The following is a 14,572-nucleotide window of genomic DNA, read 5'->3' as shown; positions in this document are numbered from 1 at the left end:
TATTTTATATCACGTTCAACTGCCTCTGCTAAAGTTTTTTCTAGTAATGGCGGTAATGAACCGCCATTTTTTACCCAGTTGGCACATTCTATTCCCAATTTTCCAATAATAAAAGTTTCGTATTTTTCAAGCTTCTCCGCTGTCAACAAATCTTTCCAAACGCCATTTTTACCTTTGCCGAAAAAAGCTTTGGGAATAAATCCTGGCGGCGCGAATTTATCCGCATATTCTTTCATATATTCCAGGGAAGATTGCTGTATGACAATTTCTTTTTTGGCAGCATCCATTTTCACGCCCAGAAACTCAGCGATTCTTGCAATTTCGTTTTCTTTATCGCCGATTAAGTTGGCATAGTGAATCAAAAGTATATTGGGGCGATCTCTGACTTGCAACCAACTATCTATATGATCCCACAAAGGCCATAAATGTCTTCCCGTTTCTAGCCAGTTATCCCAAAACTCTAAGAAACTATCCTCCAATTTGACATCCCAAAATGCCGGATCGTAACCTGCATTGTGATTGTACAGGGATAAGGCTACGTCTCTTCCGTCTCTCACCAAATAAATGTACTTCCACTCCGGATGATAAGGCAAAGCATCAAAAGGTAGGTGAGTCTTCAGAAATCTTGGTTCTGGTAATTTTTCTATATGGTCAATTTTTTCTTCTAGAGAAGCAAAAAGCGGATCGGGGGTGTGTTCGACCCACGGACTTAATTCTTGAAGCGTACTATAACCGCTAAATTCGCTGTTGCCATTTATGAGGAGATTAACGATTTGTTGCGTCAAAGTTGTTCCCGCTTTGTAGCAAGAAGCAATAATTATATCTGTTTTACGGGCGTTAACAGCGTTCCAAATTGTTGAATCGCTGTAAATGTTTTTTACTACTAAATTCATAACTTATTCCCCAACAAGTTTTTTGCGAGAAAATTCGAGAAAAATTCAGTAAACGATACAAAGGCACAGATTTTTTTCTCAAACCTCAGCCAATCTACCGTAATTGCATCGCTAGAATTGGCAATAATGCCAAAGCAATTTCCCAGCGATTGTACCAAGACAAGACGCTAACACAAGCCGGGTGAGCGATCGAGTCAAGTATTGGCTAGCTAAACTAAGCATTTCCAATCGCTCGACACAGATGGGGAGTACTGGTGACTACCCTAATGGATCTATACAATTCATTAGTCTACACAAAAACAGAACTAGGGTTTGCTTTTTACCAATGATATTCTGAAATTTTTCAGATTTTTTGGGCGTCGAAATCGGTCATTTCCTTATCCTGTGAGCTTTTGATAAAATCTATCAATTTTGATATGGGTAACAAAGAGGGATCGCCTTCCGAAGAAAAGCCGATCGCCGCGTAGGATTACTATAGTTACAAAATATGTAGTTGACTTCCTACCTTTCCTACTTTTCCTACCTTTCCTACTTTTTCTAGAGAGAGGTGCGGGGGTGCGTTTGCAAGCGATCGGCTTGACAATTTAGCAAAAACTCACGTTTTCAAGAGACTTTATGCCAAAGCACACAACATTATTATCTTACCTCTCATGGCAGCAGGAAAAGTAGGAAAAAAGGGAATAATCGGAAAAATTTACAAAATGCTCGCCAATAGAAGTTGAAAATATTGTAAATTTAAAACAAGTGCTGTGGCTATGCTCTAAAAATTAAAGTGGCAGCTCGGCAGGAAATGCTAAATTAGCTGAAAGCACGCAGATAAACTGATTTGGCAGCCAAGTCAGCACTTAGTATTTAGTATCGTGTCGTACTCGATGTCCAACTTGCTATAACACTTTTCAAAGTATGCAAAAGCATCGCCACCTCAAAAAATTGTAAAGATATATCAAAAGAGTTGAGATAAATGACAAGTAAAGTGATTTCCGTAACCCAGAACGTAGCCGACACAGATGCAGATGTGGCAGTGCCCGGTTACTGGTACACCGATCCCAATATTTTTAACCAAGAACGGGAAAAGATTTGGTATAAAAGTTGGCTGTTTGCGGGTCGATTGGAAAAGTTAGCCAACCCTGGCGATTACATTACCTGCAAAATTGGAGACGAGCCCATCTTTGTCATCCGCACGCACTCCGGAAAGTTGCAAGCGATGTACAACGTTTGTCCCCATCGAGGTATGCGTATAGTTGAGGGACAGGGTAAGTGCAAACATTTGCTCTGTCCTTATCATCACTGGACTTATAGTTTGGACGGTCAACTTCAAGGCGTACCATACGCGCAGGAATGCTTTCCCGGTCTGGACAAATCCTCAATTGCTCTAACTAAAGTCCAGGTCGATACTTGGGGCGGTTTTATCTTTGTCAACCTCGACCCGGAAGCGGGGCCATTAAGGGACTATCTCGCAGGCTCTCCAGAGCATATGGAACAATATTCCCAACCCTGGGAAGAGATGCGAGCAACTCATGGAGCGACCTTTGAGGTGCCGTTTAACTGGAAGATTCTGCTGGAAAACTATATTGACGCTTACCACATACCGATGGTGCATTCGCCGACTTTAGGCGGCAGATTTGAGATGCCAGGTTTTGTGGGCGGCTGTATGAGCGGTATGCACACGCTTCAGTACTATGACTATTTAGTGCCGCGAGAACGCACTTACATATCTTGGCTTTTTCCAAACACGACGATCTTGACATTAGATGAATATGTTTTAGTTTGGCAAGTTAATCCGGTCAATCCAGAATTCACCGTCATTGAGAAATTCTTGCTGCAAACTCCAGCGCAAATAGAAAAGTTCCCAATGAAAAGTGAAGAGATAATTTCCAAGCAATTTCGTATGGTTTTTGAAGAGGACATTCCTTTTTGCCGCACGCTACAGGAGCAAGTTAAATCAAGAGCTTACAACGGCAACCAGAAATTAGCTAAAGGGCCGGAAGACGGAGTTTTATATTTTCGTAAAGCTCTCCTGCAAGTGATGAACAATACCTGAAAAGTTGTAAGCATTCAGCTATCGGCAGTCAGCCGTCAGCTAATGCTCAAATTTCGTTTTTGTTGTGTGTTAAGAAATGAAATATTGTTACCAATGTCAGCCAACGTAGAAACCAACCTAAAAATTCCTAAATATCTTCCTCTTCACATAGCTAGGGGAAAATGGGTTCTCAGACCCGCCCTAGAACATATGGAAATGTCAAAGTGGATTGACATTGACGAAGATTTAATCCCGCAACTCAAACTCAAAGAGCGACTCCTGAAAGAAAGCTACTCAGATGTGTTCGCCAGTTTACCGGGAAGCGAAGCGGGTCAGCAAGAACTATTGGAGATGCTGATAGAACACCTTCTCAAATACTTCCCAGAATATTATCGAGTAGAAGGAACAAAAATAGAAAATCTCAAATGGGGTAAAGTTTGGGATATATCCGATTATAAAGATGCTCCCATTGCGCTGGCTGGGCAATTGGTGCAAGAAGATATTTGTCTGTTGCAACCAGGTGAGGGGGGGTATACTCTTAAGGCAGCGCTGATGTGTTTTCCCCTTTTTTGGCGACTGCCGGAAAAGATCGGACGTCCTCTATACCAAATTCATGGCCCAGTTCCCGGATATCCAGAAAAACTAAAGCACCCTCTAGACCTTTACTTTGAAAATCTCAAACCGGATCGTCCGGGAACTAGAATTGCCTGGGGAATTGTGCCAACTCCTCTATTGGTGGTAGCTTGGTACGAACCAAAAGAGGGATGGGAGAAAGAGCTGACACCGGAAAATGTAGGCGATCGCCTGTGGCTGAGATCCGAGTATCAAACTATCCGACGCTTGCCCAAAACTGGCGATATTATCTTTACGGTGCGGTCATTTATGGACTCAATTTCCAGTCTTCCGCCCGAAATCCGCAAAAATTTGGCAGAAGTGATTCGACAAATGTCTCCGGAAACGCGGGCATATCGGGTTATGGGGCCATTTTTAGAGCCACTGCTTATTTATTTGGATCGATAATTCCAGATAGGGTGAGGATGCGATCGCATTGCTGAAATATCCAGATGTAGAGACGTTTTATGAAACATCTCTACATCTGGTCAAAATAAGAGGGGAGATCGCTGTCTGTCTAAAATGCGATCGTGAATAATTTTGATAAACTCAATCATTAATTTATCAAAGTTTTCTCTTCCGAGCCAATCTCCAACTTTTCCTCTAGCAACTGTGTGGCAGATCCCTCCTCAATAATCGGTAGAGAAACGCTACCATCCCCAACATCGTTCCTAAAAGTTCTGGGTAACTGTACCCCAAGCGATACCATTCTGGTTGCCAGGAACAAAGACAAAGCTAACCACAAGATATGGTTATTTTGATAATGCCAAGCAGCCACAGCTGTAGGTGTAAATCCCACTACAATAGAAGCTAAACTGACATTGCGGAGAGTATGGCCTTCTGCTAAACCCAAGAAGTATCCTTCCAGCATAAAGCCAATGGAAGTAAATCCCAAGACTAAGAGTAACCAGGGAACGTAGACATCAATATTTTGGGTGACTTCAGTGTGGTTAGTTAACAGTCCAAATACAGTATCTGGAAATAGCGTAGGCACTCCAGCAAAAGTCATTCCTACCAGAAAGCTGATCAGTACAGAAATTCCAACTAGGGGCACTAACTTCTCCCCAGTTCCTTTGCCTTTAAAGATTCCGGTCAGAGTTTCCGTGCCGAATCCCAATCCTTCCACAAAATAGAAACATAGACCGAATATCTGTAAGAGCAAGGCATTTTCAGCATAGATAATCGTTCCCAAGCTGGCGGCTTCGTAGTTAAATAAGACGAAAGCTGTGAGGGTAACAAAATTGCTAATCAAAATGTTTCCATTCAGGGTCACTGTGGATTTTAATGCTGCTGTATCCCAAATTTTTCCAGCTACAGCTTTTACCTCTTGCCAGTTGACTTGAGTGCAGAAAAAAGTCAATCCCACTAACAGGGCTAGATACTGACTTACTGCATAGGAAACTCCCGCTCCAGCGCTTTCCCAGCCAAACTTGACGATAAATAGATAGTCCAACGCAATCTTGCTCACATTACCAACACCAGACAGCACCAAAACTAAGCCATTTTTTTCCTGTCCCAGAAACCAACCAATTAGGACAAAGTTCAGCAAAATGGCAGGCGCTCCCCATGTTTGGTTGTAAAAATAAGCTATACCCGCTGCTTTTACGTTTGCTTCCGCTTTGAGCAGGGCAAACCCAATTTCTCCTAAAGGATACCGCAAGAAAATGATGACGATGCCCAAGACTATGGCTATTAAGCCATTACGCAGTCCCACCAATAGCACTCCCTCTCGGTCATTTCGTCCTACAGCTTGAGCTGTTATCCCTGTGGTGCCCATTCTCAGGAAGATTAACACCATGTAGAGGAGGTTGAGTAGGTTTGCCGCTAGGGCTACTCCAGCTAAGTGGTGGATTTCCGACAAATGGCCCAGGAAGATGACACTGATTAAGCTGGCCAGTGGCACCATGATATTTGATAGGACGTTTGCGATCGCCAGTCGGAAGAAGCGAGGCAGGAAGTCATACTGGTTCGACAGCATTTGCTTCATAGATTCAGTCAAGTTGCTATTCCCCAAAATCTGCACTCAAAGAGATTGTCGCGCTTTACATTAATTTACATTATTTTGTCGGGCGCAGCGTTGCCAACTTTAACTTGTAAATCGTATTTGGTGCCAGCTGTTAAGACACTGGATAGTGTCTGTGTTATCCCCGCAACACCGCTTCTCGGCTCCAGTCCGAGAAAAATCGCTCCCACATTGTTGCCTTCCGGCGCTTCATCGACATAGGAGTAGCTAGCGGCATGATACACCGCATAGTTAGCAACGAACGGAATACTTATGAGGCCGGATGGATCGTATAATTCCCAACCAGGGATTGATTTATCAGTAAATTCACCGTATCCCAAAATGGGATCTTCAAACCCTGCGTTTGTTATCGCAAGACTGAAAGCTTCGGCTTTGGGAGCTTCAAGTGCGATCGCCATACAAACAGCGGCACTGCTGGCTGTGGCAGCAGCAATTAAATTAGTAAATATTTTTTTCATGGTTTTTTTGATTGCGTAAGTGTAACAGCTACTAATATACACAAAAACTTTTTTTGAAAAGTGTGTTTTTACATAATTTGCCAAATAGGACAAAAATTATTTAAATTACCTACTTTTTCTACTTTTCCTACTTAATACTAATAATAATTAAGCTCAAAAAAAGGGAAAAGGGAGAAATTCCTAGTTTTGACTTTTGACTTTTGACTTTTGACTTTAGCTCCCCCACTCACCCACTCCCCCGCTCGCCTGATATCATTCTAAGCTATCGTCTCCTGGTGGGTAAATTTGAATGGCAAGCACATCTTGCGGTATCAAACGAATCGGCTCGCCGTAAGACGGTTTCTGCTTTTCCAGAGCAACGCAGGGGTATCCAGAAGCAGCACGCGGCCACAATCGATCGAATTCTGACCACAGATGCCGCAACTGGGGGTTAAAGGCACTGTCGGCTAAGATTTCGGTTACTAATTGCTGTATATCGAGCAAGTCTTCCAAACTAGCGCGTAGGTGAATGCTGTCCTCTACCACGGCTGCATCTAAGGTCAATTGGCCGGCGATCGCATCTCGCAGAGTTTCGGCTTTAGTGCGAAAATTGACTGACTCCAATTCTACGGGATATTCGGTTTCGATTTGCAGTTTTTCTCCACCAGTTGCTCGCACTCGCAACTGAATTCCATCTAAATCGATCGCAGCTGTTTTCCCCGCCACTGTTCGCACCAGAGATTCCCATGTAGAACCTCCTTGGATTCGCAGAATTTCTACTAGAGTTTGCAGCCATTGAGTTAGCTGTGCTTGGCGTTCAAAAGATTGGTTTTCCATCTATACAATTGGCTTTCCTGTTGTTGATACGATAGTAAAATTTTATCAATTAATGCCACTATATTTCCTAAGTTTCATTTAATATATTGCAGTTGGTTTTTAATTGCTTTTCGTCTTTTTTTCCGGTCAGGTTGGCGCTACCCCAGGTAGTTTAAATTTCAGGTTTTTAACTCTTTCGAGCTTAGTCATCAAAGAAACTGAACCACTTGGTGTCGGCAAATTCGCGTTTGAGTTCCGTATAATTGGCAACTATCTCTGCCAATGCTGGAGTTGCTCGCTTCTTAGTTCCAGGTGCAAGATTTACTGGTGTGAGATTAAGAAACGATTGAATGCAGCCCATAGTCTCTGTGTAGCGATCGCACAAATCCTCATAGGTAACAGTTATAAGCGGATGGTCAGAGAATCTCGCATCAAACTCGGCAATCTTAGCCTCCTGCTTCTGGAAGTCGCCGATTAATACATCCTTGTCAAAGTGGAGTGATGCTGGCGGATTTCCTTCCAGATCCTGATTCTTCATCAACTGAACAGAGAGATAACGACGCAAGAGATTTTGGCGGCGGAGACTGATTACAACTAGATGCTTGTCCTGTTCGAGAAGCGACCAAAGATCCGGCCAGTTACCGAACCTTGCCCCACAACGGTGTAATAGAAACCCGACGCAAGGGTGCATCATATTTTCTGGAGTGAAGATATAGTTAGCAAGAATCTCAGAAGCTGGAGTATCAGGCGTAAAGTCATACTTGCTCTCAGTATAGTCTGGATTGAACATCTCAGTCATACATACGACTTGAGGATGATTGTCTAGACTCGTCCGCAGCATATGCGTCCCTGACCTGGGAGAACTCAAAACAAAATAACGCTTGGTTTCTGCCATTGAATTAATTATTAATTGATGAACAACTAGAGAATTTTTAATGACGAATTACGAATTACAAATTATTTACTCACATCCATCTTGTTCGCAAAGCTTGTCCAAAATCTTTGATTGCTTCCATATATTGCGATCCATACCTTTTGGTTGGCTCGATATGGCTGTTTTCATGGTATTCATTAAAAGTAGATACAAGCACCAGTTGTGGCATAACAGATTGACGAAGCACAAACTCTGTCATGCTATGGAGAGTTTTTCCCTGATTTCGGTCAACACAACGAAATCGATTGTTGCTCCTGCGAATATCGGTTAGATGGCGATCGTCGTAGCCTGGACTGACTGTTACCGTGCGAATTCCCTTTTTACCACAATCCGATCGCCGATATGCCTCTGCCCAAACACTCTGCCAATTCTCAGACGATGCTACTTCCAAAGGTGAAAAAAGCGCCCACGAATCAAATAACCCAAAGGTCAGATATAACGATTCTGTATCTGAAGGTAGCCTCAAACTACAAGCGATTCGCAAAAATCCGTCGGTCGCTGCCTTCAAATTCTCGATCTCAGTTCGTTGTCCGTCCCAAATGCCAGTCCAAAATAAGAACATTACTGGTTGGGACTTGAACCTGAAATAGTTGGGTGAGTTTGACAGATCCCTGATGGTAGCGATCGCCCGCTCTAATCCATCATGGGAAGGATCGTAGAAACACAGTTGAATTGCAATACGGATTTGGGATCTGGTTAGTTCCGCAACATGAAACATCCGAATCAGTCCAGCCAACTCATGCTCATTCACACCGTTTGAATCAATATGCAGGTTCGCAACCAGAAAGTCTATGCCATTGCGCTCCATCAATTCAAAATGATATTTCAGGGCATCACCATCTAGCGACGAATAAAACCCGATTTCGGGCATATCATCAACAGATCCGAATTCTAAATTGTCGTTCCAATGAAGATTGCCAGATCCATCTCCATACCAGCAATAATATTGGACTCCGAGCAGTGGACAAAGTGCAGCAGTTTCATCGTCCCCCTGCTGGTGGTCATGTGGATAAGTATTAAACGTGGACTCAATAATTTTAATTAGCTGATGCGCCGAGTTATTCCAGCTATATTGCTGGGCTTTTCTCCAACCAGCTTCACCCATCGCTCTAGCTAAATCAATATCACGCGCCAGCAGGTTCATTTTATCAGCCAGTTCTTGAGGACGCGGCGACACCAGTATCGCACATTGAGGATCGACAACCTCTGTATATCCTCCTTCATTCACCGCAATCAAGGGACGACCATGAGCCAATGCTTCTAGAGGAACAATGCCGAAGGGTTCCCGTGTTGCTGCAAACACAACTGCACGACAGGCATTGTACTCCGCTTGCAACTCTGCTTCTGACAGTCCGTGCTTGAAACAAACGCGATCTCCGATACCGAGTGACACAGCCATTCGTTCCAGTTTCTCACGTTCAGGGCCATCTCCGACAATCACCAGCCGTACATCCGGTATCATCGCCAGTGCCTCAATAATCATCTTCACTCGTTTGTGTGGCCAGAGTTGACCAACGGTGAGGAACTGGACATTCGGCGAAAGCTCAACGATCTGGTTGGCACATTCCACGCCTGGGTAAACTATGTCTGCAACGATTCGTCCATAAACCTGTGACAAATACTGAGCAACATAGTGACTGTTCGCAACTATACGGTCTGGATTGCCCAGCTTGTCAAACATTGCCAGTGCGTTCATGGTTGCTTCGTAAACCCGCGATGGAACATCATCGTAGGTGAACTTCGGGTAAACGTGAACCTTCCACACATCAGACGTAATCGAGTCATTGGGAAGCTGACTAAGCCGCAGATCTTCCAGCATACGCGGGGGTTCGTGCGGATACCACACCATCGGGTGTCTGTCAATCAGATGACAAGGCCAAAGATGAGTATGGTAAATGTCATGTGTACCGATTTCCTGTTGCCACAGTTTGGGTAGCAAGGTGCCGTTCAAGAAGAACGCACGATCCCCTTGAAAGTAAGGTGAAAGTTGCACAAATTTGAAGCGAGTGTCTGGGCAGAACTCGCGCACGACCCGATCGTTGATGGACGTGGCATAAAGTGTAATGCGATGGTGGTGTTGCCAACGAGCGAGGCACTCGATGACAACTCGTTCGGCACCTCCATACTTGACGAGTTCGGGAATGATGATTGCGAGATCGAGGGGGTGTTCCATAAAGCAGGCAAATAACTGAAATTTAGACTGACTGAGCCTTAGAGGCTATTTGTGAAGTAAAGTTTAAACCCAGGTTGAATTGCTACTCTGTATCATTTAAGTTACTTGGGTAGGCTGTTCGACTCATAGTGTATTCAGGTTTTCTGCTTCTCGATGTTTGAAGTTAATAAAATTTAATTTTTCCGTAAAATACTTTTGACAAGGGCGACAATAAAATTGCCGCCTGGGTACTCTCAAATATACGGCTTGACCCCAAGCTGGTAAATCTTTTACTAAGAGATTCTTAACTGGATGCAATTCGTCACTAAATCTTTCACAACGATAACACTTCACTTTTTGATTTACTATTTTGACTGTCAAATATATACCAAGCTTATCTAGAATACATTAGTTAAACTTATAACATTCGTAGGTGAGAGCCACAAAAATTTACAAAAACGTTGTGATTTGAGGGATTTTTTGTCATTTTTCCCTATTGACAAGTTTACCTAAACACAGGAATATTTGAGAATTCTAGAACTTACGCAAAGAAACTCAGTTTCTCTGAAAAATAGTGGGTTTGATGAACTAAAGGTCTACGAATAAACCAGGTTTTTAGTCATTTCGTGCGTAAATCCCGATCGAGAAAACGACAACAAGAAAAAGTTTCAGGCCGATCCAGTTACATCTCGAAAACATTTTGAACTTTTGAGGAAAATACTGTGGCTATTATTAACATAGATGCCAAGAGCAACAACAAACAAAATCCAGTCGTTCAATCCTTCGCAGCAGGAACTTATGAAGTGAAGGTGATTGGCGTCTCAGAGGGGGGACAGTATGATGCGTGGACTCTTTGGAGTGTAGAGATCGGCTGTGACGAAAAAGGAGAAAACTGCACTACCGGATGGGTGAATGAATATAACATCACCTCAAATGAATTTAGCATCAATATTCCCAGTAGTGGGAAATATGCAACAGCCAAACAAGCGCTTGAGAAGGCTCAAAATACATCATTTACTCTCACGTCAGATAGCAAAGTTAACTTTTTCATCAATGACGACGAGCTCCCAGATAACCGGGGGGGAATTTCATTAGCAGTGAAGAAAACTAGCCCAGACTCAGTTTATCCGAAATTGAACTTTGGGTCGTTGCTTTTGCTAGTGCTAGTTTCTCTGACGGTATTGGTGATTTGGATTGCGATCGGCTTGGTTACTGGTAACCCTGGAAGATAAATCAACAAGCCAAATTAAAAATGATTTTCTGTTTTTAATTTGGCTTTTTCTAAATGCGCTTCGATCGCATCGCAAGCTGCCCGGACGCCATCTTCCGTCTCGACCGAACGACGGACTTCTGTGGCTTTAGCCTGATAACTGGGGTCAAACAGCAAATGTTTGAGTTCCGCAGCGATAAGGTCGGCGGTACATTGCTGACGGGAGATCGTGCGCCCTACACCCAGGCGAACCATACGGGCAGCGTTATCTGGCTGATCGTGGGCAAAGGGAACCACCAGCATAGGACGCCCCGCACGTAACGCCTGGGCTGTAGTTCCCACACCGCCGTGATGGACGATCGCAGCTGCTTGCGGAAAAATGAGATCGTGAGGAGCGTAGTCCACTGCGATCGTACCTTCCGGTAAAGAGTGCGAGGGAATCTGATGCGCCGCCTGCCCCATCAGCAGAACCGATCGGTAGCCCAACCGCTGGGCGGCAATCGCTCCCTCAGAATAAAAGTTTCCCGCTGTCCACACCATCAACGACCCCAAAGTAAAGACGATCGGGGGTGGCCCTGCTTGCAAAAACTGCTCCAGTTCCGGAGATAAACCGCGATTTTTTTGGTGGTGATACCAAGGAAAGCCAGTAATGCGAGTATGGGGTGGCCAGTCCGGTTGAGGAACGCCCAAAACTTCCGAAAACAAAGCTAGCACCAATTCCGGTGAATGCTGACCTTCATAGACAGCGTTGCCTTTCGGCGGTAAACCGAGTTCGGCCCGCAACTGCCGCATCGGTGCCCCCCAAAAGCGTGCCTGCCATTTAAAAAGACGAAGTATAGCATCATCGACAACCAACCTTAAAGCTCGTTCGTAAGGAGATTGCGGCGGCGCAGAAAGGCTGGGAAAGTCGTAGGCAGAGATAAACGAGACAGGCGAAAGAACAGTCGAAATCCAGGGAATCCCAGTTTTTTCAGCCGCCAGCGCACCCGCAAAAGCAAGGTGATGCGTCAGCAACACGTCAGCTTCTCGTACTATTTCCAGTAAGTCGCTGTAGGTTGCCCGCAAATGGGGCGCGATCAAATAGCTGATACCGTAGTTCAGAGCTTGTTGGGAGTCGCTGAGCAACTGGATAAATTCTCCCTCCTCTTCCACATTAATTAACCCATCAGGTCTGATGGCGCGGAACTCAATCCCTTCCGATTCGATTGTGTGGCGATAAATTTCGTTGGTAGCGATGACGGCGCGATGTCCCCTTCTTTGCAACTCGCGAGCGATCGCCATGTACGGGTATAAATCTCCTAAAGAGCCAAAAGTTGCGATCGCTATATATTTGCTCATTCTTTTGTCGTTTGCGAAATTCGATGTAATCTTTGCTTTTTCTTGTATCATATTTTACTTTGAGTATTAATCCTACTTTTGCTACCTCTAACTTACAGGCTTAAATTTCCATTAATCACTTTTGTGCGAACAAAAGCAAGTGGCATAAATCGCTAGCTTGTGTTGCTGGCACTTTGCCTAAAGCCTCAGTAGCAGGATGTTTGCACAATCAAGTTCCATATTAGCAAACTCATCAATAAAAGACAATAAAAGACCATGTGTTGAGCAAAAACAAGCTGATCAATAAAAGACAATAAAAGACCATGTGTTGAGCAAAATTAGATTTAATTGTTTTGTTAGAGAAATTTTGGAAAAAAATTGAATCTGAAGGAATAATATAGTACATTGTCTGTACTAATACTCAAAAATTATTAGAATCCAGAGCTATAAATTATGGCTACTTTCCTCAAAAAAGAAAGCACCATCCTCTCGATCGCAATAGTGGTTGCTTTAGCAGCTATCACGTCTGGGCCCCTAGAAGCATCCGTTACTCTAGAGGCTGTACCGGAGCAATCTACTGCACCAGCCTCTTTCCCATCCCCCGCAAGTGTACCGAGTAACAGGATTGTGCGGATCGACGGATCGAGCAGCATGGACAAAGTTAACGAAGCCCTCAAGCGGGGTTTTGAGAAACAATACCCAGGTGCGAAAGTCGAAATCACCCGCAGGGGAAGCGATCTGGCGCTTCAATCGCTACTGGCAGGCAAAATCGACTTAGCGGCGATCGGTCGTCCTCTGACTCCGCAAGAAAAAGCTCAAGGATTGGTATTGGTTCCTGTCGCTAGAGAAAAGATTGCGATCGTGGTTGGGCCCGATAGTGCCTTTAAGGGAGGGTTGACCTTTGTTCAATTTGCCCAGATGTTCCGAGGTCAAATTACCAATTGGTCTCAGGTAGGCGGCCCCTCAGCCGCAATTCGATTTATAGACCGCCCCGACGGAAGCGATACGCGGCGGATTTTTCGAGCGACGTTCTCGTGGTGGAAATAAAAGAAAAAGTAAGAGCGCACATTTATCTTTTCCTTATTATTTCCATAGTTCTATTTATTAAGGTGTTAATAGAGGAAAACATCGTGAAAAAGCATTCCCAAAAAGGGATTTCAATCCTCCCATTCCAAGGGGCATTATCAAAAAATTTTCCCCATTTCAAGCTTTGTCCGCTCGTTGCCCAGCCAATCCCAAATCCTCTCAGCCAAAATCCTTGCATCGGGTGACCCAGCTAAATTTATTTCGGATGTCGCCGTAGATACATTTTGCCAATGTTGGCAGTATTTTGCGAGAGCGTCGGAATTGTCAAAATATCCATTCCCCTTGCTGAAATTTGAATTTATATTAAAATAAAGCGGAGTTTACTCTAAAATACTCGTATGGTAGACGGATTTTTGAAAAAAATAAAACTTCTGATGCAAGGAGAAAAAATGGTTGGACGTAGTACCGTTCCAGAACGTTCGAGTAGTGGTTACTATCTGATCAAAAGCAAGCTTAATGGCCTAGTCCTAGATGTTGCTGGCAGTAACCCGCAGCCTGGAAGCCACGTAGTTGTATACCCAGCAAATGGTACTTACGGTGAGGCCAATCAGCAGTGGGCAATTAGCGAGAATGGGTCGATCAGAAGTAGGCTCAATGGTTTTGCGTTAGAGGTAGAAGGAAGTAAAGAAGATTATTATACATTGGTAGTTGTTTCCCCGCTCAAGGTTAGTAACGGTGAGCCTAACCAGCAATGGACAATTACAGAGCATGGCGCGATCGCCAGCAAGTTAAATAACTTTGTGCTGGATATTTTTGGATCTGGTACAGCACCGTTGAACCCCGTTGTGATGGCTCCCCTCAACGAGACTAACGGTACCCCTAACCAACTGTGGGAACTTGTCCCGATTCCACCAGAAGCTTTAGCGCCGATCCCCCTAGAAAAACAAGGCCCAGCCGGAGGTTCGATCGCCGCCACAGATTTCGAGATTCTACCAAAAAATGAACTGCCTAAATCCAGGATTAAAACTGTACGTATTCATTCTGCTTGGGCAGTAGATAAAATACAAATTCAATATGAAAATCTCGCCACTAATCCACCTCAAACCTACGAGTCAGCCGCATTTGGTGGGCC

At 44.1% G+C, this 14,572-nt stretch carries 12 protein-coding genes; 5 read left to right on the top strand and 7 right to left on the bottom strand.

The genetic code is table 11. From position 1 onward, the window contains the following. A partial coding sequence (locus tag H6S82_RS04005; RefSeq protein ID WP_190464418.1) for a sulfotransferase domain-containing protein occupies positions 1–893 on the bottom strand: 893 nt, incomplete at its 3' end. 961 nt (positions 894–1,854) lie between these two features. Here H6S82_RS04005 and H6S82_RS04000 point away from each other — a divergent pair. Both H6S82_RS04000 and H6S82_RS03995 read left to right on the top strand, forming a co-directional pair. After that, the gene (locus H6S82_RS04000; protein WP_190464419.1) at positions 1,855–2,934 is read left to right on the top strand and encodes an aromatic ring-hydroxylating dioxygenase subunit alpha; all 1,080 of its coding nucleotides are present in this window, start codon (positions 1,855–1,857) and stop codon (positions 2,932–2,934) included. A 93-nt stretch (positions 2,935–3,027) separates the two neighbouring features. Then, on the top strand, positions 3,028–3,933 hold the full coding sequence (locus H6S82_RS03995) for a DUF3445 domain-containing protein (RefSeq protein WP_190464420.1): 906 nt from the start codon (positions 3,028–3,030) through the stop codon (positions 3,931–3,933). Positions 3,934–4,081: 148 nt separating this feature from the next. Here H6S82_RS03995 and gntT read toward each other — a convergent pair whose 3' ends face one another. The 5 genes from gntT to H6S82_RS03970 form a co-directional block, all read right to left on the bottom strand. Then, positions 4,082–5,512 carry a guanitoxin biosynthesis MATE family efflux transporter GntT gene (gene gntT, locus H6S82_RS03990; RefSeq protein WP_190464459.1) on the bottom strand — a complete coding sequence of 477 codons (1,431 nt, stop codon included), beginning with the start codon at positions 5,510–5,512 and terminating at the stop codon, positions 4,082–4,084. Between the two features lie 65 nt (positions 5,513–5,577). Beyond that, the gene (locus H6S82_RS03985; RefSeq protein WP_190464421.1) at positions 5,578–6,006 is read right to left on the bottom strand and encodes a hypothetical protein; all 429 of its coding nucleotides are present in this window, start codon (positions 6,004–6,006) and stop codon (positions 5,578–5,580) included. A gap of 252 nt (positions 6,007–6,258) precedes the next feature. Further along, positions 6,259–6,822, bottom strand: a complete 564-nt coding sequence (locus tag H6S82_RS03980; RefSeq protein ID WP_190464422.1) for a hypothetical protein — start codon at positions 6,820–6,822, stop codon at positions 6,259–6,261. Between the two features lie 181 nt (positions 6,823–7,003). Then, on the bottom strand, positions 7,004–7,696 hold the full coding sequence (locus H6S82_RS03975; RefSeq protein WP_190464423.1) for a hypothetical protein: 693 nt from the start codon (positions 7,694–7,696) through the stop codon (positions 7,004–7,006). A gap of 70 nt (positions 7,697–7,766) precedes the next feature. After that, a complete protein-coding gene (locus H6S82_RS03970) occupies positions 7,767–9,908 on the bottom strand; it encodes a glycosyltransferase (protein WP_190464424.1) in 2,142 nt (713 codons plus the stop codon). Between the two features lie 701 nt (positions 9,909–10,609). Between H6S82_RS03970 and H6S82_RS03960 the strand changes: the two genes are divergently transcribed. Beyond that, on the top strand, positions 10,610–11,119 hold the full coding sequence (locus H6S82_RS03960; protein WP_190464426.1) for a hypothetical protein: 510 nt from the start codon (positions 10,610–10,612) through the stop codon (positions 11,117–11,119). Between the two features lie 14 nt (positions 11,120–11,133). Here H6S82_RS03960 and H6S82_RS03955 read toward each other — a convergent pair whose 3' ends face one another. Continuing rightward, positions 11,134–12,435: a glycosyltransferase gene (locus tag H6S82_RS03955; protein WP_190464427.1), complete on the bottom strand. Its 1,302-nt coding sequence runs from the start codon at positions 12,433–12,435 to the stop codon at positions 11,134–11,136. 432 nt (positions 12,436–12,867) lie between these two features. Here H6S82_RS03955 and H6S82_RS03950 point away from each other — a divergent pair, with 432 nt between their 5' ends. Next, positions 12,868–13,461 (top strand): substrate-binding domain-containing protein, encoded by a 594-nt coding sequence (locus H6S82_RS03950; RefSeq protein ID WP_190464428.1) that lies wholly within the window; start codon positions 12,868–12,870, stop codon positions 13,459–13,461. A 428-nt stretch (positions 13,462–13,889) separates the two neighbouring features. Then, positions 13,890–14,572, top strand: a 683-nt coding sequence (locus H6S82_RS03945) for an RICIN domain-containing protein (RefSeq protein WP_191056029.1), incomplete at its 3' end; no start/stop codon positions are given.

Source organism: Planktothrix sp. FACHB-1355, assembly GCF_014748295.1.
GTDB classification, from domain to species: Bacteria; Cyanobacteriota; Cyanobacteriia; order Cyanobacteriales; family Aerosakkonemataceae; genus Aerosakkonema; species Aerosakkonema funiforme_A.
The sequence above is the reverse complement of the archived record's forward strand: the minus strand, read 5'-3'. Positions and strand labels throughout refer to the sequence as shown.

Coding starts and splice junctions, on each gene's coding strand:
- H6S82_RS03975 (WP_190464423.1), bottom strand. CDS start 7,696: ATGGCAGAAACCAAGCGTTATTTTGTTTTGAGTTCTCCCAGGTCAGGG.
- H6S82_RS03980 (WP_190464422.1), bottom strand. CDS start 6,822: ATGGAAAACCAATCTTTTGAACGCCAAGCACAGCTAACTCAATGGCTG.
- H6S82_RS03950 (WP_190464428.1), top strand. CDS start 12,868: ATGGCTACTTTCCTCAAAAAAGAAAGCACCATCCTCTCGATCGCAATA.
- H6S82_RS03970 (WP_190464424.1), bottom strand. CDS start 9,908: ATGGAACACCCCCTCGATCTCGCAATCATCATTCCCGAACTCGTCAAG.
- H6S82_RS03955 (WP_190464427.1), bottom strand. CDS start 12,435: ATGAGCAAATATATAGCGATCGCAACTTTTGGCTCTTTAGGAGATTTA.
- H6S82_RS03995 (WP_190464420.1), top strand. CDS start 3,028: ATGTCAGCCAACGTAGAAACCAACCTAAAAATTCCTAAATATCTTCCT.
- gntT (WP_190464459.1), bottom strand. CDS start 5,512: ATGAAGCAAATGCTGTCGAACCAGTATGACTTCCTGCCTCGCTTCTTC.
- H6S82_RS03985 (WP_190464421.1), bottom strand. CDS start 6,006: ATGAAAAAAATATTTACTAATTTAATTGCTGCTGCCACAGCCAGCAGT.
- H6S82_RS04000 (WP_190464419.1), top strand. CDS start 1,855: ATGACAAGTAAAGTGATTTCCGTAACCCAGAACGTAGCCGACACAGAT.